The organism is Flavobacterium sp., from assembly GCF_039932285.1.
Taxonomy (GTDB): domain Bacteria; phylum Bacteroidota; class Bacteroidia; order Flavobacteriales; family Flavobacteriaceae; genus Flavobacterium.
Genome location: NZ_JBDTQE010000018.1, coordinates 18,363 through 39,938, shown reverse-complemented (window position 1 = coordinate 39,938; position 21,576 = coordinate 18,363). Strand labels below are relative to the sequence as shown.

Annotated in this window: 18 protein-coding genes; 13 read left to right on the top strand and 5 right to left on the bottom strand. The window is 31.0% G+C overall.

The features are described 5' to 3' along the window. Nucleotides 1-259: 259 nt before the first annotated feature. The 4 genes from ABI549_RS05470 to rnr all read right to left on the bottom strand — a co-directional run bounded on the left by ABI549_RS05470 (nucleotide 260) and on the right by rnr (nucleotide 4,626). Nucleotides 260-925, bottom strand: coding sequence for a hypothetical protein (locus ABI549_RS05470; protein ID WP_348075448.1), 666 nt, complete (start codon nucleotides 923-925; stop codon nucleotides 260-262). A 108-nt stretch (nucleotides 926-1,033) separates the two neighbouring features. Next, nucleotides 1,034-1,717 carry a LysE family transporter gene (locus tag ABI549_RS05465; protein WP_348075447.1) on the bottom strand — a complete coding sequence of 228 codons (684 nt, stop codon included), beginning with the start codon at nucleotides 1,715-1,717 and terminating at the stop codon, nucleotides 1,034-1,036. Nucleotides 1,718-1,774: 57 nt separating this feature from the next. Continuing rightward, nucleotides 1,775-2,446 (bottom strand): head GIN domain-containing protein, encoded by a 672-nt coding sequence (locus tag ABI549_RS05460; protein WP_348075446.1) that lies wholly within the window; start codon nucleotides 2,444-2,446, stop codon nucleotides 1,775-1,777. A 2-nt stretch (nucleotides 2,447-2,448) separates the two neighbouring features. After that, nucleotides 2,449-4,626, bottom strand: a complete 2,178-nt coding sequence (gene rnr / locus ABI549_RS05455) for a ribonuclease R (protein ID WP_348075445.1) — start codon at nucleotides 4,624-4,626, stop codon at nucleotides 2,449-2,451. Nucleotides 4,627-5,323: 697 nt separating this feature from the next. On the opposite strand from rnr, the gene rpiB reads away from it, so the two are divergent. The 5 genes from rpiB (at nucleotide 5,324) to ABI549_RS05430 (ending at nucleotide 12,803) form a co-directional block, all read left to right on the top strand. Beyond that, on the top strand, nucleotides 5,324-5,752 hold the full coding sequence (gene rpiB, locus ABI549_RS05450; RefSeq protein ID WP_348075444.1) for a ribose 5-phosphate isomerase B: 429 nt from the start codon (nucleotides 5,324-5,326) through the stop codon (nucleotides 5,750-5,752). A 79-nt stretch (nucleotides 5,753-5,831) separates the two neighbouring features. After that, nucleotides 5,832-6,737 carry a cation diffusion facilitator family transporter gene (locus ABI549_RS05445; protein ID WP_348075443.1) on the top strand — a complete coding sequence of 302 codons (906 nt, stop codon included), beginning with the start codon at nucleotides 5,832-5,834 and terminating at the stop codon, nucleotides 6,735-6,737. A gap of 117 nt (nucleotides 6,738-6,854) precedes the next feature. Continuing rightward, nucleotides 6,855-8,720 (top strand): DUF3857 domain-containing protein, encoded by a 1,866-nt coding sequence (locus ABI549_RS05440; RefSeq protein ID WP_348075442.1) that lies wholly within the window; start codon nucleotides 6,855-6,857, stop codon nucleotides 8,718-8,720. After that, a complete protein-coding gene (locus ABI549_RS05435) occupies nucleotides 8,717-10,630 on the top strand; it encodes a DUF3857 domain-containing protein (protein WP_348075441.1) in 1,914 nt (637 codons plus the stop codon). Before ABI549_RS05440 ends, ABI549_RS05435 begins: the two co-directional genes overlap by 4 nt. Before the next feature lie 46 nt (nucleotides 10,631-10,676). Then, nucleotides 10,677-12,803, top strand: coding sequence for a Tex family protein (locus ABI549_RS05430; RefSeq protein WP_348075440.1), 2,127 nt, complete (start codon nucleotides 10,677-10,679; stop codon nucleotides 12,801-12,803). A gap of 61 nt (nucleotides 12,804-12,864) precedes the next feature. Here ABI549_RS05430 and ABI549_RS05425 read toward each other — a convergent pair whose 3' ends face one another. Beyond that, nucleotides 12,865-13,041: a twin-arginine translocase TatA/TatE family subunit gene (locus tag ABI549_RS05425; RefSeq protein WP_348075439.1), complete on the bottom strand. Its 177-nt coding sequence runs from the start codon at nucleotides 13,039-13,041 to the stop codon at nucleotides 12,865-12,867. A gap of 154 nt (nucleotides 13,042-13,195) precedes the next feature. Here ABI549_RS05425 and ABI549_RS05420 point away from each other — a divergent pair, with 154 nt between their 5' ends. Genes ABI549_RS05420 through ABI549_RS05385 form a run of 8 tightly spaced genes read left to right on the top strand, consistent with a single transcriptional unit; the run spans nucleotide 13,196 to nucleotide 21,574 of the window. Further along, on the top strand, nucleotides 13,196-13,675 hold the full coding sequence (locus ABI549_RS05420; protein WP_348075438.1) for a peptidase: 480 nt from the start codon (nucleotides 13,196-13,198) through the stop codon (nucleotides 13,673-13,675). Between the two features lie 34 nt (nucleotides 13,676-13,709). Further along, nucleotides 13,710-15,203 (top strand): GH3 auxin-responsive promoter family protein, encoded by a 1,494-nt coding sequence (locus ABI549_RS05415; protein ID WP_348075437.1) that lies wholly within the window; start codon nucleotides 13,710-13,712, stop codon nucleotides 15,201-15,203. Then, nucleotides 15,200-16,084, top strand: a complete 885-nt coding sequence (locus tag ABI549_RS05410) for a carboxypeptidase-like regulatory domain-containing protein (RefSeq protein WP_348075436.1) — start codon at nucleotides 15,200-15,202, stop codon at nucleotides 16,082-16,084. The genes ABI549_RS05415 and ABI549_RS05410 overlap by 4 nt, the downstream gene beginning before the upstream one ends. Nucleotides 16,085-16,126: 42 nt before the next feature. Then, nucleotides 16,127-17,815 (top strand): hypothetical protein, encoded by a 1,689-nt coding sequence (locus ABI549_RS05405; RefSeq protein WP_348075435.1) that lies wholly within the window; start codon nucleotides 16,127-16,129, stop codon nucleotides 17,813-17,815. Between the two features lie 5 nt (nucleotides 17,816-17,820). After that, nucleotides 17,821-18,372, top strand: coding sequence for a dTDP-4-dehydrorhamnose 3,5-epimerase (gene rfbC, locus ABI549_RS05400; protein ID WP_348075434.1), 552 nt, complete (start codon nucleotides 17,821-17,823; stop codon nucleotides 18,370-18,372). After that, the gene (gene rfbD / locus ABI549_RS05395) at nucleotides 18,366-19,220 is read left to right on the top strand and encodes a dTDP-4-dehydrorhamnose reductase (protein ID WP_348075433.1); all 855 of its coding nucleotides are present in this window, start codon (nucleotides 18,366-18,368) and stop codon (nucleotides 19,218-19,220) included. Before rfbC ends, rfbD begins: the two co-directional genes overlap by 7 nt. A 3-nt stretch (nucleotides 19,221-19,223) precedes the next feature. Further along, nucleotides 19,224-20,207, top strand: a complete 984-nt coding sequence (locus ABI549_RS05390; RefSeq protein ID WP_348075432.1) for a UDP-glucuronic acid decarboxylase family protein — start codon at nucleotides 19,224-19,226, stop codon at nucleotides 20,205-20,207. A gap of 8 nt (nucleotides 20,208-20,215) precedes the next feature. After that, nucleotides 20,216-21,574, top strand: coding sequence for an undecaprenyl-phosphate glucose phosphotransferase (locus ABI549_RS05385; RefSeq protein ID WP_348075431.1), 1,359 nt, complete (start codon nucleotides 20,216-20,218; stop codon nucleotides 21,572-21,574). The last annotated feature ends 2 nt before the right edge of the window (nucleotides 21,575-21,576 follow it).

Below are 21,576 nucleotides of genomic sequence, written 5' to 3'. Positions count from 1 at the left end.
CTTTAGGTTTGTCTTTTAAATTAGAATTTTGTGAAAAACTAAAATTGTAAGACATTAAAAGAATGATTGGGAGTAAAAATTTCATGGATATTTAAATTTTGTATAGCTTTTAGATATGTTTGACAATCTACTTTTTCTAATCTTCTCAATCGTGTTTTTTACAAAAGTTTTGTCACTAAGAAACCAACCTTGAGATAGTAAAAAAGCAGAAAAAATAAGCAATAAACATTCTTTTTCATTTTTACAAATATTATAGAAACTATACTTTTCTAATCTTAATCAGTGGTGTTTTCGCAATAGATAAGTTTAAATCGGAAGCAAAAGTAAGTTTGTGAATAATGATTAAGGTGGCTTTTTCGTTGCTCATTATAACATCATACACATCTTGAGGAATCTTATTTCCTTTAATTTCAAAACTATCTAAAAAATCACCATTATTGTTTGATAAATACAGTCGGAAACCTGTTACGGAAATATTGTAATCCAATAGAAAATCGATCAGTTTAAACGAAATTTCAGCGTTTAAAAGTTCTTTAGCGGGTATGTCAATGGTACAATCTCCATTGATACATCCTTTTTGGTTGACTAATATTGCGGCGTGAGGTAACTCTTTTGTTCTAAAAATATGTTCTTCAACAACCTTTGTCGTATCAGATGTTTCGATTTCTACTAAAACTTTAATATCTTTTCCTGATTTTGGTTGAATGTAGTAACTGCCATCATTTTTTTGAAAAACAGATTCACCTTTTATCTTATATGATTTTAAATTATTGACATTAACGGAAATAGGATTTGAAATTCCTCTATAAACAATATTTAATTTGTTTAATGAAATCAATGAGAGATTGGGTTTTGAAACAGAAATGGAGTCATTTTGAGCAAAAATAGATACTGAAAATAGTAATAAAAGCAATAATTTTTTCATCGTAAATAGTGTTTTTTATTGCCGTTTTTAATTAAAGGAGAAGTTTCAAACCGTTATGGGTTTTAATTTTTACTCGAAATGACAATTGTGGTGAAAAATACTAATTTTTTATTTCTTTTCAATCTTCTCAATCGTGTTTTTTACGAAAGTTTTATCGCTAGGAAACCAACCTTGAGATAGTAAAAATGCACCAAAAACAATCAATAAAATACTGCTTATTTTTTTTATCTTAATAATATTTGTGGTCGTAAGTTTGCTACGTAATTGTTTTGCTAATAGTATTTTACCAATATCGGTGGCGATATAAGTTACAATTACAGTGGTAAAAAACCAAATAACATTAGACAATTCCATGTGCATTTTAGGCACAAAAGTAATAATGATTAGCAACCAAAAACCCAAAACTCCTATGTTGATAAAATTGAGTAAAAATCCTTTTATAAATAAGTTTAAATAGTCTTTTTTAATCAATTCGACCGCTTCGTCTTCATTTTCTGCTTTATGTACTTTACGAAGCTTAAAATAAGAAATTAGCCCATATGTTACCATGATAATTCCGCCAAAAATAAACAAAGCTGGATCGTCTTTTAAACTCTGAATTAATCTATAGCTTCCTAAATAAGCTACACCTATAAAAAAAATATCTGCTAAAATAACGCCTAAATCAAACATTAATGCGGCACGAAATCCTTTTGTTATACTAATTTCTAGCAATACAAAAAAAACAGGTCCTATCATGAAACTTAAAAATATTCCTAATGGGATTCCGTTGCCTAAAATATATTGAATCATAAAGTTTTTTTAATTAATATTCCGATGACGCAAGTTAAAATTTAAAATTTAAAATAACTATCGTTTACTTATTAGAATATGTCCGCCTAAAACTTTTTTCTCATTGACTTGTTTTGGGTTTCCGTATATAGTAATTGTACCACCAGCTCTTGTTTTTGCATCTACTAAATCAGTAGCATATATATCGGCAAATCCTCCTGCATTTACAGAAACTGTAGTTTGAGAAGTAATACATTTTTCTGCTTCTAGTTTTCCTCCAGAGTTAGTAACGGCATCTAAATTTTGTGCTTTTCCTGATAATTTTATAACAGAACCATTAGATGATTTTACAGTAATTCTTTGTGCATCGACAATTACTTTTATTTGAGCTCCTTCTTTTGCTATTAGACTAAAATCTAATGCTTTAATTTCGGTATCACAAGAAACATAAGAACCTTCATTGGCTTCTAATCCTTCTAATTTTGTAAAATAAACACGTGCAACTAAGTCTTCTCCTTTTAAGAAACTACCTATTGGAAGTCTAATCTTCAACTCGCCGTTGTTGTTTATAAGTTCGGCTTCATTTTCAAATTTTCCTTTTAGTTCTATTTTATTTTCAGTTGATTGTATCAATTGAACTGAAATTTTATCGAAAGCTGTAACCTTAGTAAAATCACCAACATTTTTTGTTACTTGTGCTGAAATTAAATTAGTTACCACTAAAAATGGAATTATAAATAATTTTTTCATATTTATTCTTTTCTTCTTAAAAAATTAAAATCCAATTGTTTCTTAACTAAATCGGCATTTTTTACTTTAACCCAAACTTCGTCACCCAATTGTAATAAAGATTTAGAAATTTCGCCAACCAAAGCATATTGTTTTTCATCGAAAGTGTAATAATCATCTTTTATATCACGAATACGAACCATTCCTTCGCATTTGTTTTCAATGATTTCTACATAAATTCCCCATTCGGTTACACCAGAAATAACACCTAAAAACTCTTGATCTTGGTGATTTTGCATATATTTTACCTGCATATACTTAATAGAATCACGTTCAGCATTAGTAGCTAAACTTTCCATATTGGATGTATGTTGGCATTTTGTTTCGTACGTTTCTTGATCGACAGATTTTCCTCCGTCAAGGTAATACTGCAACAAACGATGTACCATAACGTCTGGATAACGACGAATTGGTGAAGTAAAATGTGAATAATAATCGAAAGCTAAACCATAATGACCAATATTATCAGTCGAATATTTGGCTTTACTCATCGTTCTAATCGCCAAAGTATCTATTAGATTTTGCTCTTTTTTCCCGTTTACTTCTTCCATTAAAGCATTCAAAGATTTAGAAATTTCACCACCTCTAAAATCTATTTTGTAACCAAATTTTGCAATAACAGCTTGCATGGCAAACAATTTATCTTCATTTGGTTCGTCGTGAATTCTATAAATAAAAGTTTTCTTTTGTTTACCAATATATTCGGCTACTTTTCTGTTGGCTAGCAACATAAATTCTTCAATCAAATGATTAGCATCTTTAGAAACTTTAAAAAAGACACCTTCTGGTTCTCCATCTTCACTTAAGTTGAATTTTACTTCTACTTTATCAAAAGAAATAGCACCGTCATTCATACGTTTGCGACGCATAATTTTTGCTAAATCATCTAGTTTTAAAGTGGCTGCTACAATTTCGTCAGAAACTACATAAGAACTTCCTGTAATAGAAATATCTACTGGAATAGTATTGTCTTTGGTTTCTATAATATATTGCGCTTCTTCGTAAGCAAAACGTTGGTTAGAATCGATTACTGTTCTTCCAAACCATTGGTTAATAACTGTTGCTTTTTCATCTATTTCAAAAATAGCGGAGAACGTATATTTCTCTTCATTTGGTCGTAATGAACAAGCAAAATTTGATAAAACTTCAGGTAACATAGGTACAACTCTATCTACTAAATAAACGGAAGTTGCGCGTTGATAAGCTTCGTCATCTAAAATTGTTCCTTCTTCAAGATAATGAGAAACATCGGCAATGTGAATTCCTATTTCGTAATTTCCATTATCTAATTTTTTAAACGAAAGTGCATCATCAAAATCTTTAGCATCTTTTGGATCGATAGTAAAAGTTAATGTATCTCGCATATCGCGACGTTTTGCAATTTCATCTTCTTGAATAGAAGTATCTATTTTTTGAGCAAAAACTTCTACTTCAACAGGAAATTCAGCTGGTAAACCATATTCAGCAAGAATAGCATGAATTTCGGTATTATGTTCTCCTGGTTTTCCTAAAACTTTAGTTACCGTTCCAAAAGGAGAATCAGCTTTTTTAGGCCAATCTTCTATATGTACTAAAACTACGTCACCTTGTTCTGCTTCTCCAATTTTTGCTAACGGAATAAAAATATCGGTGTACATTTTAGGATTTGCAGTGCTTACAAAGGCAAAATTCTTCTGAATGTCTATAACTCCTACAAAATCTGTTTTAGCTCGTTCTACGACTTCTATAACTTCTCCTTCAGGGCGTTTTCCTTTTCTTCTGTTATACACATAAACTTTTACAATGTCTTTGTCTAAAGCATGGTTTAAGTTATTGGTCGGAATAAAAACATCTTCTCCAAAATCAGGACATATAAAATAAGCTGTTTTACGAGAAGTCATGTCTATTTTTCCTTCGTAATAGTCTTGCGAAATCCCTTTTACTAGATATTTTCCAGGTTCGGTTTCGATAATCTTTTTTTGTTGCGCCAGAATTTTTAAATCCTTAATAATTTCATTTCTACTCTTAGTATCATCTACTTCGAGAAGTGCTGAAATTTGTTTATAATTAAAAGGTTTATTCGCGTTTTGTGATAGTACTTTTAAAATCTTTGTTGAGAAATCTTTCTCATTTTTTCCAAACTTTTTTGGCATTTTACTCATAATTCATTTTTATAAAGTTGAAATTTACGAATAAGATATTAGATTTCAGAATTTAGGTTTCATATTTAAATAAAATATAACTTTTAATATTTTTAAAAGTTGTCAACATTTATTAAATATAACAAAAAGAAAATTTAAATTTAAATTATTTATTAGTGGTTATTATAGCGTGTTAATAGTTACTATAAATTATAAAAAATAAAGGTTAAATATTACTTTACGTTTTTTATAATGACTTATGAACATACTTTTTTATAATTATATATTTGATTTTAAAGTGATTTTGAAACTTTGTTAACATAAGTTGAAAACTAAAAATTAAATACAATTGTAAATAAGATTTTATTCAATTTTTGTTAATAAACTTCAATTTTGTATTGATAACTTTTATAAAAAAACACCAAACTAAATTAGGATTTTCATTCTTGGTTTTGGATTACAATTTATTATTAAACTTCCAAAAAAAACTTCTGAAATTCTATCTAAAGTTGTCAACAAAAGTTGTTAAGTTATTGTTAACTGAATATCAAGGAATTGCGTTTGGTTGTTAACAATGTAAATTTTTAACATAAATATTACAATAATAACTGATTTACAGCATATTATGGTATTTTATATTTTCGTTGAATAAACGAATCAACAAAGAAGCAAATCTACAATTCTTTCCTTAAATTTGTAACCACAAAACACAACTACAATGAAAATATCGATAGGAAATGATCACGCAGGACCAGATTACAAAAAAGCAATTGTTCAGTTTTTAGAATCAAAAGGACATAGTATAACAAACCACGGAACAGATACTTTAGATAGTGTCGATTACCCGGATTTTGGTCATAAAGTGGCTGCTGATGTTTCTGAAGGAAAAGCAGATTTTGGTATTATCATCTGCGGAAGCGGAAACGGAATTGCAATGTCGGCAAACAAACACCAAGGAATTCGTGCCGCTTTGTGTTGGATAAAAGAAATTGCTGCCTTAGCGCGCCAACATAATGATGCTAATATTATAAGTATTCCTGCAAGATATACTTCGATTCCCCAAGCTATAGAAATGGTAGATACATTTTTAAACACCGATTTCGAAGGCGGAAGACATGCTATAAGAGTGGGAAAAATTAGCTGTTAATTTAGATGATTCGATTGTTGGATTATTAGATAATTCGACTATTAGATAATCTAACAATCCAATAATCTAACAATCTAAAATGTCTCACAATCACAACCATTCTCACCACGAAGTACAAGGTAAAAACCTTTTATTTTCGATAGTTTTAAATATTGTAATTACAGTGGCACAAGTTATTGGCGGCATTCTTTCGGGAAGTTTAGCCTTAATTTCTGATGCATTGCATAATTTTTCTGATGTTTTAACCTTAATTTTTAGTTACATTGCTAATGTTTTATCAAAAAAGAAAGCTTCGTTAGACCAGACTTTTGGTTACAAAAGAGCGGAACTTATTGCCGCTTTTGTAAATTCAATCACATTGATTGTAGTGGCAATATATTTAATTTTTGAAGCTTCAGATCGTTTTTTGAATCCTCATGCGATTAAATCTAATTTGGTTATTTGGATGTCTGTTTTAGGAATTGTTGTTAATGGTATTTCGGCATTAATGCTCAAAAAAGATGCCGATCACAATATAAATATGAAATCGGCTTATATTCATCTTTTTACCGATATGATGGCTTCTGTGGCTGTTCTGGTCGGCGGAATTCTAATGAAAATATATCAAATTTATTGGATAGATAGCGTTTTAACTTTAGCTATTGCCGTTTATTTAATTTATGTTGGTTATGATTTATTGAAAGAATCTACAAAAATGTTGATGCTTTTTACGCCGTCAAATATTGATATTCAAGAATTGGTTGGAGAAGTTCATAAAATTTCAGGTAATAACAAATTATATCATATTCACGTTTGGCATCTTAATGACCACGAATTGCATCTCGAAGCACATTTAGATTGTTCTGAAGATATAAAAATGAGCGAATTTAATATTGTATTAGAAAAAATCGAAATTGTTTTATTGGAGAAATTTAATATCAATCATATTAATATCCAACCAGAGTTTCAGAAAGAAGATTCAAAGGATTTTATAGTTCAGGATTAAAAGTTTACTCAAACTTTTTAAAGGTAGGATTTGAACATCTTAAGTTTTAAAATTAATGATTAAAAATCAAATAGATACAGTTACTATTATCTATTTTTGCGCAAAATTTCGAAATAAATGAAAAAATATCTACTCTTATTTTTATTTTCTACAACAGTATTTTATTCCCAAGAAAAATCCAAAATAATTTATAGTAACGAAACTGTTGTTATCAATTCTGGTAAGACATTAGAGATAGAAACTTTCACATCAGAAAGGCGTGCTATTTCCAAGAGTAAGAACACTGAGGAATACAGTATTCGTGTTCCGTTTGATAGTTTTAACGAAGTTTCTAATATAAAAGGCTTCACTTTTATTATTAAAACAAACAAACAAAAGGAATTAAACTCTTCTATGATTGGTACTTTTGACGCCGAACAAGAAAATATTTTCAAGAGTGACAATAAGTTCAAATATTTCGTGCTTCCAGAGGTAGAAGATAATTCTATAATTGAGTTTTCGTATAAAAATAAACTCAAACAACCACGTTTTTTGTCCTCGTTTCGATTTCAAAATCCCATCAAAACACAATCGTCAAAGCTTCAGATACGATGTCAATCCACGACGGAAATTGGTTATAAAATTTTTGGAAATCATCAAGACAAAATTGTTTTTAGCAAAACCAAAGACGGAAACTTAGATGTTTATACTTGGGAAGCTACCAATATCCCTGAATTTGAAGGTGAGAAAGGAATGCCAAGTTCAATTTATTTCATGCCCCATATCATATATTATATCAAAAGTTATGAAAAAGACGGAAAAAAAGAAGAATTATTGGGTACGCCAGAATTGTTGTATAAATGGTATTATTCGTTGCTAAAAGACATTAACAAAACAGATCAAACTAACCTAAAAAATAAAGTAGTAGAGTTAATAAAAGACAAAACAACCGATTTTGAAAAAGCAAAAACCATCTACCGATGGGTGCAACAAAATATGCACTATGTAGCTTTTGAAAACGGAATGGGTGGTTTTGTGCCTAGAGAAGCTGCAACTATTTTTGAGAAATTCTATGGTGATTGCAAAGATATGGCCAATATCTTGAACGAGATGTTGCATTATGCAAAAATTGATTCCCACCTTACCTGGATAGGAACACGTCATAAGCCATACACTTATGAAGATGTTCCGACTCCACAAGTGGACAATCATATGATTACAAATGCGGTTATCGATGGCAAAAGTTATTTTCTGGATGCTACCGACAAGTTTTGTCCGTTTCCATATCCATCAGCAATGATTCAAGGTAAAGAGGGGTTGATTGGCCTATCTGAAACGGAGTTTAAAATCGAAAAAGTTCCAGAAGTAGCTCCGAATATGAATAAAATTGTTATTTCGATGAAATTGAATATCGCCAATACAGATGTTGTTGGTGAGGCAAACGCCACAATTTCGGGGTTGAACAAAAGCGATTTATTGAACCAACTTTCAGCTTATAATCAAAAAGAAATCGAGATTTGGAAAAACACAATCATTGCTAATAATCAAAAAATTGAATTAGAAATCAAAGAATTGCAAAAAAATGATTACCAAGAATTGCCCTCCAAAGCGATTTTTAAACTAAAACTAGAAAATGCTATAAAGGATGTAAATGGCAAATTGTTATTGAAGCCCATATTGCTTTTTCCTTTGAAAGAAGACGCAATAGACATCGAAAAACGTAAGCTGTCTATAGAAAACGATTTTGCATATAGCTACGAAATCCAATATGAATATGAATTGCCATTGGATTCAAAAATAGAATTTTTGCCTGAAAACGCCAAAAACGAGAATGATTTAGGCAGTTTTGACATTCAATATAAGGTTTCAAAAAACACCATAACAGTAACCCAAAAAATAGCATCCAAAAAGTTATTACTAGAACTCAAAGATTTTGTGCCTTGGAATTCTTTTATAAAAACAATAAATAAACAATACAATCAATCTATAATTTTTACAAAATGATAAAAAAAGTCACCTTATTTGTTGTTCTATTATTTTCGTTTCTAGGTTATTCACAAGAAATAAAAAGTTATACTTGGGATGAAAAACCAATTTTCAAAACTATTCCAGAAGAATACAAAAATCAACCAGCAGTAGTGTTATTTGACAAACGTTGGATTCACACACGTGTTGGAGGTTATTCTTTTGCAAGTTTTGTAATGAACCATTTTGCTATAAAAATCAATAAAGCTGAAGAAATAAACAAATACAATAAAATAAAAGCCGAAGATAATGGATACATTCGTGATGTTCGCGATTTCCATGCTCGAATTATAAAACAAAATGGCGAAATCAAGGTTTTACCTCAAGACAAAATCATAGAAACTGAATCTGAAAAAGTAAAATCGATTGTTTTTGAAGGGGTAGAAGCAGGCGATATTTTGGAATATTATTTTATTATAAAAGAAAACCCAAATTCTTATGGCGTAGAAATTTTTCAGAAAGAAATTCCCGTTTTGTACGCCGAATTTTCTACAACTGCGTCTGGTGTAACTTTTGATACTTATGCTTCTTCGGAGTTTAAAAAAACAGAAATAAACAGCAAAAATAAATTGTCGACAACTAATATTGCACCATATAAAGAAGAAGCAAATGCTAAAAACCTAAAGAATTTGGTAAAACTTATTTATACAGTTCAAACACCACAGATGCCCAGTAAAAATTGGAGTGCTTTTTTTTCACAATATTTTAAAAAGCCATCTTTTCAGTATTTCAAAAAAAACCAAGCTAGAGAATTTATAGAAAAACTAAATGTAGGAACAATTAGCACAGAAGAAAAATTACTCAAAATAGATGAATACATCAAAGAAAATTTCGATTTTGTTTGGAGAGGAGAAACGGCAAAAAAAGTTACTAATTTAAGCGATGGTAAACAAAAATTGAAAGCTAGTGATGTTTTTGACCTCTATGGTTTTACATTAAAAGAACTCAAAATTCCTTACCAAGTAGTTGTTGGAATGTCACGTTTTTTAGGCGAAGTAGATAGCGAAAAATATGTTTCGCCATTTGATCACGAGTTTATGTATTATATTCCTGAAACACAAAAATATCTTTCCCCGTATGAAAAATACTTATCTTATGGCTGTCCAATGTATGAAGTACAAGGATCTAAATCAAAGAATTATCATGTGGATGAAAAACAAAATGTCGTATCTGATGAGGTTTTTCCGATTGCTTTAGCAGAATATACTGTAAATAAAACCCAAAGTACGATTTCACTTTCTGAAGATTTAATGACTTCAACTATCGAAAAAGTGTATTCAAACTCAGGTTATGAAGGACAATTGAACAGAAACGTAATAAAGTACCTTAAAGAAGATAAGGAAGAAAAAAATGTTTTAGAATACCTTCAAAAAAGAATTTTTGGCGAAGATCTAGGTATAAAAATCGTAAGTTATACGTTAGAGAATCAAGAATTCAGAAACAATTACACAAACACACCTTATGTTGTAAATGTTAAGGCTGAAGCTAAAGAAACATTGACCGAAAATGCTGGAAATCTACTACTAGTAAATCTTGGAAAAATTATAGGAAAACAAACTAATTTGTATCAAGAAACCGACCGAAAATGGGATGTGGATTTGGCTTTTGCAAAAACTTATATTCACAAAATAATTTTTAACATTCCTGTTGGATTTGAGGTAGAAAGTTTTAAAGATTTTATAATTGATAAAAAAATGAGTGGAGACGAAGACAAAAATTGTTATTTTAAATCTTCAGCAAAAATAGAAGGAAATCAATTAATTATTGAAGCTTTTGAAATTTATAAAGCTATTAATTATCCTAAAGAAAAGTATCAAGAATACAGAAATGTGATTAATGCTTCGTCTGACTTTACAAAAGCCTCTGTGGTTTTGAAACCAAAAAAATAATTTTTTAGTATTTTAAAATTTAATCACACAATCCTAAAATTCAGCAATGACCAACATACAATTTATAGCAAAACAAGTCGCAACGACTCCCAAAAATATTGAAGCTACTGTAAAATTATTAAACGAAGATTGTACGATTCCGTTTATTTCTCGATACCGAAAAGACACAACAGGAAATCTTGATGAGGTTTTTATCGAGCAAATTGCAAAATTAAATAAGGAATATGAAGTTATTGTAAAACGAAAAGAAGCCATTCTCAAATCGATAGAAGAGCAAAAAGCACTTACACCAGAATTGAATAAAAAAATTATTGAAAGTTTCGACTTGCAGGAACTAGAAGATTTTTATTTGCCTTACAAAAAGAAGAAAAAAACCAAAGCCGATACCGCTCGTGAAAACGGATTGGAACCACTCGCAAAAATCATCATGGATCAGAAAAATGATGATGTCGATTTTATAGCCACACAATATCTGAACGAAAGTATCATCAATGAAGAAGCTGCTTTGCAAGGCGCACGAGACATTATCGCCGAATGGGTTAACGAAAACATATATGTTCGCAAACAATTGCGAAGATTATACGAACGAAAAGCAACTATAACCGCAAAGGTTTCAAAAACTAAAAAAGACGAAGAAGCGGCGCAAAAATTCAATCAATATTTTGATTGGAGTGAGAATTTAACCAAAGCAGCTTCACACCGATTATTAGCTATGCTTCGTGCAGAAAACGAAGGATTTATCAAACTAAAAATCGAAGTCGATTTGGATGAAGCTTATGATTTGATAGACGAAATTATCATCAAAAACAACAACAGTGCTGCCATTTCTCATGTGCAATTAGCCATTGAAGACAGTTACAAAAGATTGCTAACGCCAGCCATATCTAACGAAGCATTACAAGAAGCTAAGGCTAAAGCCGATGCCAATTCGATTCAGGTTTTTGCCAACAATTTAGGACAACTTTTATTAGCGCCACCTTTGGGCGAAAAACGAATTTTAGCCATAGACCCAGGATTTCGTTCGGGTTGTAAAATTGTTTGTCTCGACGAAAAAGGAGATTTGTTATACAACGAAACCATTTATCCGCACGCACCACAAAACGAAAGTGCCATGGCGATGAAGAAGATAAAATCGATGGTAAATGCGTATGCAATCGATGCAATTTCTATTGGAAACGGAACGGCGAGCCGAGAAACGGAATTTTTTATTAAAAAAATCGCTTTCGACAAGCCAGTTCAAGTATTTATTGTTTCAGAAGCTGGTGCGTCGGTTTATTCAGCATCAAAAATTGCGAGAGATGAATTCCCTAATTACGATGTTACGGTTCGTGGCTCAGTTTCTATTGGAAGACGATTGTCGGATCCGTTAGCCGAATTGGTAAAAATAGATCCAAAAGCCATTGGAGTGGGGCAATACCAGCACGATGTAGATCAGACAAAACTGAAAGAAGAACTAGACAATACGGTAATTCGATGCGTGAATTCAGTAGGAATAAACATTAATACAGCCAGCAAGCATTTGCTGAGTTATGTTTCTGGAATAGGTGAAAAACTAGCTGAAAATATTGTGCAATATCGTTCAGAAAATGGCCCTTTTGAAGATAGAAAACAACTTAAAAAAGTACCACGATTAGGCGAAAAAGCGTATCAACAAGGCGTGGCATTTATTCGAATTTCGAATGCGAAAAATCCATTAGACAATTCAGCAGTGCATCCTGAAGCTTATGGAATTGTTGAAAAAATGGCCAAAGATTTAAAGCTTTCGGTTCATGATTTAATTGCCAATAAAGAAAAAACAGCATTAATAAAACCAGAGCATTATATCACACCAGAAATAGGTTTATTAACATTAAAAGACATTATAAAAGAGCTCGAAAAACCAGGTTTAGATCCAAGAAAATCGGCTAAAGTTTTCGAATTTGATCCTAATGTAAAAACCATAAAAGATTTGAGAACCGGAATGATTTTACCAGGAATTGTCAATAACATTACCAATTTTGGTTGTTTTGTTGATATTGGAACAAAAGAAAGTGGTTTGGTTCACATTTCTCAACTCAAAGCTGGTTTTGTATCTGATGTAAATGAGGTCGTGAAACTGCACCAACATGTTACTGTAAAAGTCACTGAGGTTGATGAAGACAGGAAGCGAATTCAACTAACAATGATATTATAAACCAAAAAATCCCAAATAACTTAATAGACATTTGGGATTTTTTTAAATTCTTAAAAGAGATTTACTCTTTAGTTTCGTCTTTTTTAGAATCTGCAGGCTCGTCTCCTTTTGCGGCTTTTTTAAATTCACTTAAACCACTACCAAGACCTTTCATTAATTCTGGAATTTTTTTACCTCCAAAAAGTAATAAAACAACCGCCAATATCATTAATATCTCTGTAACTCCTAATCTTCCCATGATAGATAAAATTATGCTCTCGCAATTTAAAAATAAAACATTAAGCAAATATATTAAAGAATTTAATAAACCTTTATTATTTTAACGATTTATTATTACTAATAAACTAAGGACACATTCTAAATTATTATATTTGTTGTAATTATTGTAATTTATGTCAGAAAAAAGATTAAAAAGAAAAGCATTTTTCAAAAAAATAAAAACAAAACGAAGATTAATTATTTTAAATGAAGAAACTTTTGAAGAAAAATTTTCTTTCAAACTAAATATTATTAATGTGTTTATTGTGGCTACAATTGGTGCTATATTTCTTATTTCGATAACTAGTTATATCATAGCATTTACACCACTTCGAGAATATATTCCAGGATATGCTTCTACACAACTTAAAAAAGATGCTTTATATTTAGGACTCAAATCGGACTCTTTAGAATTTGCATTAAAGAAAAATGATGCCTACATACAATCTGTAAAAAAAGTTTTAACAGGCGATTTAGAATATGCTAAAGTGAATAAAGATTCGATTATGGCATCAGAATATGTAGATCCTTCCGAATATAATTTTGCTGCTTCACCAGAAGAAATCGAACTTAGAAAAAAAGTGGAAGCAGAAGCTAAAAAAACTAAAAAATAAGAGCTATAAAGCATATAGCCTAAAGCCTTTACAAATGTCGATAAAATCATTTTTAGCCAAGCAATTCGCAAAAAAAATTCATAAAAAAACGCTGAAATGGTCTCAAAATCCTATTGAAACCCAACAAAAAGTTTTCCAAGATTTAATTCACCAAGCAAGCAACACAACCTTTGGGAAAGACCATAATTTCAGCACAATTAAAACTTTTGAAGACTTTGTAAAACAAGTTCCTATTCGTGATTATGAAGAATTAAAACCCTATGTTGATCAAGTTGTAAAAGGAGAAAAAGATATTCTTTGGAAAGGGAAACCTTTGTATTTTGCTAAAACATCTGGTACAACATCTGGTGCAAAATACATTCCACTCACAAAAGAATCGATGCCATTTCATATTGAAGCAGCAAGAAATGCGATTTTAAGTTATATTCATGAAACAGGAAACGCAGATTTTGTAAACGGTAAGATGATTTTCCTTCAAGGAAGTCCAATTCTTGAAGAAAAAAATGGAATCAAATTAGGAAGACTATCAGGAATTGTAGCCCATTTTGTTCCGAAATATTTACAAAAAAACCGAATGCCATCTTGGGAAACCAATTGTATTGATGATTGGGAAACCAAAGTAAATGCGGTTGTCGAAGAAACTTTTCAGGAAAATATGACTGTAATTTCAGGAATTCCGTCGTGGGTGCAAATGTATTTTGAGAAACTACATCAAAAAGCAAATAAGCCTGTTGGAGAACTGTTTAAAAACTTCAATTTATTCATTTACGGCGGTGTAAATTACGAACCTTATCGGGCCAAATTTGAAAACCTGATAGGAAGAAAAGTAGATTCAATCGAGCTTTTTCCTGCTTCGGAAGGATTTTTTGCGTACCAAGATTCTCAGGCAGCAAAAGGAATGTTGTTGTTATTAAATTCAGGAATTTTCTATGAATTTGTAAAAGCTGATGAATTTTTTACCCAAAATTCAAAACGACTAACCATTGGCGAAGTCGAATTTGGTGTCAATTATGTTTTAATAATTTCTACCAATGCAGGACTTTGGGCATATAATATTGGTGATACAGTTCAGTTTACGTCGCTAAAACCTTATCGTGTGATAGTTTCAGGACGCATCAAACATTATATTTCAGCCTTTGGCGAACACGTAATTGGAAAAGAAGTAGAAAGCGCACTGCAAGAAGCGATGCAAAACACATCAGTCCGTGTCAATGAATTTACGGTGGCGCCACAAATTTCTCCCGAAAATGGATTGCCCTATCACGAATGGTTTATCGAATTCGAAAATGAGCCGGAAAACATAGAAAGTTTTGCTTTACAGATAGATGATGCGATGAGGAAACAAAACACATATTATGATGATTTAATCGTTGGTCATGTGTTGCGAACATTAGTGATCACAAAGGTTAATAAAAACGGATTTCAAGATTATATGAAATCTATCGGAAAATTAGGTGGACAAAATAAAATTCCAAGATTGTCTAACGATAGAAACATAGTTCAACAATTAGAAAAAGAAAATAAATGATACAAAATAGATTTTTAATTTGCTTATTTTTAGTAAGTTTTTCGATTACGGCTCAAATAAAAGGAGTTGTAAAAGATAGTGTTTCAGGAAAACCAATTCCGTATGTAAATATTTGGGTTCAAAACGAAAATATTGGAACAACTACCGAGGAAAATGGAGAATTTACAATTAGTTCGACCGAGAGAAACAAAAATTTAATATTTTCTGCATTAGGTTTTGAAAAAAAAATCATTAGAGCATCAAAAGCCATTTTGGTCAATTTAAAACCAATGATTTATCAGTTAGATGAGGTTGTTATCGCTGCAGAAAGACTAGAAACAAAAAAAATAGAAATAGGTGACACGGACAATCAAATTTATCAATCGTTTGATAACGGACCAAGAATAGACACAAAATATTTTCCATATCGTCCAGCTTATAAAAAAACAAAGTTTATAAAAAATGTAACTATTGAAACAGATAGTCGAATAGAAAATGCTACTATAAAAATTCATTTCTATAGTGTTGATGCAAATGGTTATCCTAGCCAAGAAATGCTCGATAAAGACTTTATTGTTTCGGTAAAAAAAGGAACAAAAAAGAATATTTTCGATGTAGCAAAATTTAATCTAATAATACCTAAAAAAGGACTTTTTGTTGGATTCGAAAAACTAATCATAGAAAAAAACAAATTAGAAAAAACCATAATAGATTCGAAAACAAATACAACACAAATACAAAAGACTTATTTTCCTTTTGTAATGTATAATTTTGTAGAAAGAGCTTTTTTATACACGTTTTCTGGAGGAAAATGGAACAGACAAACCAAGCACAATGACGCTGATTCGTCAAACAAAATTATGGTCTATGAACCAGCAATAAACCTAATTCTTACCAACTAAATATAAAAACCTTATCTTTGTAGGTTATAAAATTAAAATTTAATGAAGGAAATTAAAAACATTTCGCGCTCACGAGCGCAAGAATCGTCGGCAGCTATCGAACGATTGTACATTACAATGCGTCATTTATTCAACAGAGGTTTCTATAAACCAATGGGAATTTCTGGAGAAACTCTGAGAGAAGCATTGCTGGCATTAAGCCCCGAAATTTATGGGACAATTGCCGAAGAAAAAGTAGAACTAAACGGATTATTATACGTTATAGAAAGGCTTCCCGTAGGAATCGAAGAATGTCGTTACATCAATTTAACGTCTGATGAAGGTTATTCTAATTCTCATTTTCAAGCCATTGTTCCGCCAAAACGTAGAAGAAATTGCTACCGAATTGATGACGAACAAATGAATGTCGAAATTACTCGTGGCCGTTCAGATATTTATGATATACTAACGCATTTAACGTTTATATTTATTGAATCTCACAAAATTAAAGACAGAGTTCTTATAGATGAAGATGGACGAGTATCTCGCGATTGGCAAAAACTAGAACAAGCTGCGTTACAAAACAAAAAACTAACTCTAGTAGAGAGAGAAAAAGCTATTTCTCACACAGCCAATATTTTAGGAAGAACATTTGCTGAGGTAAAAGATATTTATGACAGTTTTGGAAACACAGCCTCACCAGATCGTTTCTTGCATATCATTTATTGGTTAGGAAAAATTGCCATCGAAGAAGTAGTCGATAACAACAAAAGAACTATCACTTTTAGTCCAATTTTAAGAGAAAGATTAGGACACCACATTCATGGAGAAATTTGGGCAAATGATATTAAAGAAGTTTTACAAAAAAATAATTTATTATCTAGACCAATCCATGTGATTAGTGCCAATATGCATAGTGTAATGAATTCAATCTTTGCAACTCATGTGCTTAAAACAAAGTTTAAAGACAAATCAGATTTCGATATTTACGAAGAATTAAGCAAGTCTGGTGCTAATGATGTTCGTGATAAAGTAGAAGAATTTGCGCTAAAACATGGTATGATTTCTTTACCAGATAGATCAGGAACTAATATTGATGTTCAAATTTTTGATACTGCTAAAATCGATTGGACAAAATCGGCTTTTGCCAAAGCAAAAATCGACAAAGATTCACCAGTTTTAATCGTGATGGATTACGCTTTTGGAGAACAAGCTTTTGAAACTATTGATGAGTTATTGAAACCTTACAAAATAGGAAAAGAGAAAACTTTTCTAAATGTAGAGTCGGTTTCTATCATGGGAAAAGCAGGAATTCTAGAAGGAGGAAAAGGAGATATAATGATTCCTAATGCACATATAAACGAAGGAACAGCTGATAATTATCCATTTCACAATGAATTAACAGCTGAAATGTTTGAAGGAAATGATATTCCAGTTTTTGCAGGACCAATGATTACCGTTTTGGGAACCTCTTTACAAAACAGAGATTTATTAAAGTTTTTTCACGAATCTACTTGGGAAGCTATCGGACTAGAGATGGAAGGTTCTTATTATCAAAAAGCAATTCAAAGTGCATCAAAAATTAGAAAAAGTATCAACGAAAATGTAAAAGTTCGTTATGCTTATTATGCTTCAGATAATCCTTTAGAAACAGGAAGTACGCTAGCTTCGGGTGGTTTAGGAACAACAGGTGTAAAACCAACGTACTTAATTACGATCAAAATATTAGAACAAATTTTTAACGTAAAATAATTATAATGAATTTTATTCCAACTAATTTAGCTGGTTGCTTTATCCTTGAACCTAAAATTTTTCATGATGACCGAGGTTATTTTATGGAAAGCTTTAATGAGAATACTTTTGAAAAAGGGATTGGACAAAAAGTACATTTCATACAAGACAATCAATCGTATTCGTCAAAAGGGGTTTTGCGTGGTTTGCATTATCAAACAGGAGACCATGCTCAAGCAAAATTAGTGAGAGTAATACAAGGCGAAGTGTTAGATGTTGCCGTCGATATTCGTCCAGAATCGCCAACTTATGGAGAATCATTTTCTATTTTATTAAGTGCAGAAAATCAGAAACAATTGTTTATTCCTAGAGGATTTGCACATGGGTTTTTAGTAACTAGCCAAACTGCTACTTTCTTTTACAAATGTGATAATTTTTACAACAAAGAAAGCGAAGGCGGGGTAATGTATAACGATCCTGCTTTAAAAATAGATTGGAATTTCCCTGAAAAAGAATTGATTATTTCTGAAAAAGACATGATTTTACCAACACTAGAAAACGCTAAAAAAGTATGGTAATTTTAGTTACAGGAGCATCAGGACAATTAGGTCAAGCGATTCAATTTATTGCTTCAAATTACCTTGAATTTAAATTTATTTTTGCATCATCAGAGGATTTAGATATTATAAATCAAGAACGTGTTAATTATTTTTTTGATACAAATAGAATAGATTTTTGTATAAATGCTGCAGCTTATACAGCGGTTGATAAAGCCGAATCTGAAATAGAAAAAGCTGAATCTATTAATGTTTTTGGACCAAAAAATCTGGCCGTTGCTTGTAAAAATCATAACGCAAAACTAATACACATTTCGACCGATTTTGTTTTTGATGGTTCATCAAGCAAACCTTATTCTGAAACTGATACAACAAATCCGCTAGGCATTTATGGCAAAACAAAACTAGACGGAGAGCAAGCGGTCATAGATAATATGAATGAATATTTCATTATTAGAACTTCTTGGGTTTACTCCCAATTTGGTAATAATTTTATGAAAACCATGTTGCGTTTGGCTTCAGAAAGAGATAGTTTAAGCATTGTTTCAGACCAAATAGGTTCGCCAACAAATGCGGTCGATTTAGCTGGTGCTATTATGCAAATCGTTGTTAAAAGTCAAGATTCAACATCTAGTATTCAATACGGTATTTACAATTTTAGCAACGAAGGAATAGCAAGTTGGTATGATTTTGCTACAGAAATTTTCAGGATAAATAATGTTACTATAAATGTAACACCAATTGTATCAGAAGCATTTCCTACGCCAGCAAAAAGGCCAAAATATAGTCTTTTAGATAAATCGAAAATAAAAAACACATTCGGAATCGAAATAAAAACTTGGCAAGAATCACTATTGCAAACGATATAGAAAATGAAAAGAATACTAATAACAGGGGCGGCAGGATTTTTAGGTTCACATTTGTGTGATAGATTTATCAAGGAAGGTTATCATGTAATAGGAATGGATAATTTGATTACTGGTGACTTAAAGAACATTGAGCATTTATTCAAATTAGAGCATTTTGAGTTTTATCATCACGATATTTCAAAATTTGTTCACGTCGCAGGAGATTTAGACTATATTTTGCATTTTGCATCGCCAGCAAGTCCTATAGATTATCTAAAAATCCCAATTCAAACACTAAAAGTTGGTTCATTAGGAACACACAATTTACTTGGATTAGCAAGAGTGAAAGGCGCAAGAATCTTAATAGCCTCTACATCGGAAGTATATGGAGATCCACTAGTTCATCCTCAAACGGAAGAATATTTTGGTAATGTAAATACCATAGGACCAAGAGGCGTTTATGATGAAGCCAAACGTTTTCAGGAATCTATCACCATGGCTTATCATCGTTTTCACGGATTAGAAACTAGAATTGTACGTATTTTCAACACCTATGGACCAAGAATGCGACTCAATGATGGTCGTGTTATACCAGCATTTATTGGTCAGGCATTACGTGGAGAAGATTTAACTATTTTTGGTAATGGTTTGCAAACGCGTTCTTTTTGTTATGTTGACGATCAAGTAGAAGGGATTTTTAGATTATTGCATTCGGATTATGTTTATCCAGTAAATATTGGAAATCCAGACGAAATAACCATTAAAGATTTTGCCGAAGAAATTATTAAATTAACAGGAACAACTCAGAAAATTGTATATCACGATTTACCAGAAAATGATCCGTTGCAAAGACAACCCGACACAACAAAAGCCAAAGAATTATTAGGATGGGAAGCTAAGGTTTCTCGTACTGAGGGAATGAAAATTACTTACGAATATTTTAAAAACCTTCCTCAATCAGCATTATTAAAAGAAGAGCATAAAGATTTTTCCGGATTTATTCATTAAATTAAAAAATGACAAAAGGTAGGTATTCAAAATACATACGTCCAATAAGCATAATAATAGATTGTGTTTTGCTAGTTGTTTTAGCCAGTTTCTTCCTAAAGAAATTTGCTATACAATTGCCGTATTTTATGATTTACCAACTAGTTTCTTGGTGTGTATTGGCTTATTTCACAAAGTTTTACGAAGTATATCGCTTTACAAAGCCTGTAGAAATAATATCGATGTTATTCAAACAAATATTTCTATTTTCATTATTTGTAATTACCTTTTTTTCTATTACAAGAGAAATAATTTTTAGTTTTAGGCTATTGTTATATTTTATTGGATTTTCGTTTATATGTATCACAGTTTTTAAAGGATTGTTATTTTATTATTTAAAAAAATACCGAATTGTTCTTGGCGGAAATTACCGAAACGTAATCATTGTAGGATATACAGATAGCTCAAAAAGCTTGCAACAATTATTTCAAAACCGACCTGATTATGGTTATCGCTTTAAAGGTTTTTTCTCAGATACAATAAGTAATGAAAGTATAAAAGGAGATGTTTCTAATATTCAAGAGTTTGTTTTAGAAAATAAGATAGATGACATTTATTGCGCACTAGAAGAACTCTCAAGCGATCAGCTTAAAGAACTGGTAGAATTTGCCGATTATTATAAGAAAACAATAAAATTCATTCCAGAATCGAGCGAAATTTATGCTAAAAATCTAAAGATCGATTACTATGAGTTTTTCCCTATTTTGTCACTTAAACGAACACCGCTAAACGAACCATTACTTAAATTTACGAAAAGAGTATTCGATATTTTCTTTTCATTGTTGGTAATTATTTTTCTGCTTTCTTGGCTCATTCCAATTATTGCTATTTTGATAAAATTAGAATCAAAAGGGCCAATATTTTTTAAACAAGGAAGACCTGGTTTAGACGAAAAAGAGTTTTTTTGTTACAAGTTTCGTTCGATGGAAATAAACGACAAAACAGAAGAATCTGTAGTAAAAAATGATCCAAGAATCACAAAAATTGGTGCTTTTTTAAGAAGAACCAGTTTCGACGAAATGCCACAATTTTTTAATGTATTTCTTGGAGAAATGTCCATTGTTGGACCAAGGCCACACTTATGGTCACATAATAATGAATACCAAACAAAAATCAGAAAATATAATTTAAGATTGCATATAAAACCTGGAATCACAGGACTTGCACAAGTAAAAGGTTTTAGAGGAGAAATAGAAACCGATGAAGAAATGGTAAACAGAATAAAATATGATTTATTTTATATCGAAAACTGGTCTTTATTGTTAGATATAAAAATTATAGTCCTAACAGTCATAAATATTTTTAAAGGACAGGAAAAAGCATATTAAGG

Excerpts from the sequence above, each read along its gene's own strand:
- ABI549_RS05415 (WP_348075437.1), top strand. The coding sequence starts at position 13,710 with ATGTCGATAAAATCATTTTTAGCCAAGCAATTCGCAAAAAAAATTCAT.
- ABI549_RS05410 (WP_348075436.1), top strand. The coding sequence starts at position 15,200 with ATGATACAAAATAGATTTTTAATTTGCTTATTTTTAGTAAGTTTTTCG.
- rpiB (WP_348075444.1), top strand. The coding sequence starts at position 5,324 with ATGAAAATATCGATAGGAAATGATCACGCAGGACCAGATTACAAAAAA.
- ABI549_RS05445 (WP_348075443.1), top strand. The coding sequence starts at position 5,832 with ATGTCTCACAATCACAACCATTCTCACCACGAAGTACAAGGTAAAAAC.
- rfbD (WP_348075433.1), top strand. The coding sequence starts at position 18,366 with ATGGTAATTTTAGTTACAGGAGCATCAGGACAATTAGGTCAAGCGATT.
- ABI549_RS05425 (WP_348075439.1), bottom strand. The coding sequence starts at position 13,041 with ATGGGAAGATTAGGAGTTACAGAGATATTAATGATATTGGCGGTTGTT.
- rfbC (WP_348075434.1), top strand. The coding sequence starts at position 17,821 with ATGAATTTTATTCCAACTAATTTAGCTGGTTGCTTTATCCTTGAACCT.
- rnr (WP_348075445.1), bottom strand. The coding sequence starts at position 4,626 with ATGAGTAAAATGCCAAAAAAGTTTGGAAAAAATGAGAAAGATTTCTCA.
- ABI549_RS05430 (WP_348075440.1), top strand. The coding sequence starts at position 10,677 with ATGACCAACATACAATTTATAGCAAAACAAGTCGCAACGACTCCCAAA.
- ABI549_RS05465 (WP_348075447.1), bottom strand. The coding sequence starts at position 1,717 with ATGATTCAATATATTTTAGGCAACGGAATCCCATTAGGAATATTTTTA.
- ABI549_RS05420 (WP_348075438.1), top strand. The coding sequence starts at position 13,196 with ATGTCAGAAAAAAGATTAAAAAGAAAAGCATTTTTCAAAAAAATAAAA.
- ABI549_RS05405 (WP_348075435.1), top strand. The coding sequence starts at position 16,127 with ATGAAGGAAATTAAAAACATTTCGCGCTCACGAGCGCAAGAATCGTCG.
- ABI549_RS05470 (WP_348075448.1), bottom strand. The coding sequence starts at position 925 with ATGAAAAAATTATTGCTTTTATTACTATTTTCAGTATCTATTTTTGCT.
- ABI549_RS05440 (WP_348075442.1), top strand. The coding sequence starts at position 6,855 with ATGAAAAAATATCTACTCTTATTTTTATTTTCTACAACAGTATTTTAT.
- ABI549_RS05390 (WP_348075432.1), top strand. The coding sequence starts at position 19,224 with ATGAAAAGAATACTAATAACAGGGGCGGCAGGATTTTTAGGTTCACAT.
- ABI549_RS05385 (WP_348075431.1), top strand. The coding sequence starts at position 20,216 with ATGACAAAAGGTAGGTATTCAAAATACATACGTCCAATAAGCATAATA.
- ABI549_RS05460 (WP_348075446.1), bottom strand. The coding sequence starts at position 2,446 with ATGAAAAAATTATTTATAATTCCATTTTTAGTGGTAACTAATTTAATT.
- ABI549_RS05435 (WP_348075441.1), top strand. The coding sequence starts at position 8,717 with ATGATAAAAAAAGTCACCTTATTTGTTGTTCTATTATTTTCGTTTCTA.